This is a genomic window from Streptomyces sp. SID13726, from assembly GCF_010548375.1.
Taxonomy (GTDB): Bacteria; Actinomycetota; Actinomycetes; order Streptomycetales; family Streptomycetaceae; genus Streptomyces.
This window is the reverse complement of record NZ_JAAGLY010000386.1, coordinates 1-459: the sequence shown is the minus strand read 5'-3', so window position 1 is coordinate 459 and position 459 is coordinate 1. Positions and strand designations below refer to the sequence as shown.

The 459-nt window shown below is 74.1% G+C and carries 1 pseudogene; it reads left to right on the top strand.

Going from position 1 to position 459, the window contains the following annotated elements:
• A pseudogene (locus G3I78_RS48205) lies at positions 1-459 on the top strand (phosphoglucomutase, alpha-D-glucose phosphate-specific); the annotation flags it as partial.

Genomic DNA, 459 nt, shown 5'->3' with positions numbered 1-459 from the left:
CGGCGCGCGCGAGGGCTCGCGCCAGGACGCGGCGATCGGCAAGACCCTCGTCTCGTCCGCGCTCATCGACCGGGTCGCGGGCGGCCTGGGACGGCGCCTCGTCGAGGTGCCGGTCGGGTTCAAGTGGTTCGTGCCCGGCCTGCTCGACGGGACCGTCGGGTTCGGCGGCGAGGAGTCCGCCGGGGCGTCGTTCCTGCGCAAGGACGGCCGCGTCTGGTCGACCGACAAGGACGGCCTGCTGCTCGCGCTCCTCGCGTCGGAGATCATCGCGACGACGGGCCGCACGCCGTCGGAGCACCACCGCGACCTCGTCGAGCGCTACGGCGAGTCCTGGTACGCGCGCGTGGACGCGCCCGCCACGCTCGAGGAGAAGGCCACGCTCGGCAAGCTCTCGCCCGAGCAGGTCACCGCCACCGAGCTCGCGGGCGAGCCGATCACCGCGAAGCTCACGAACGCTCC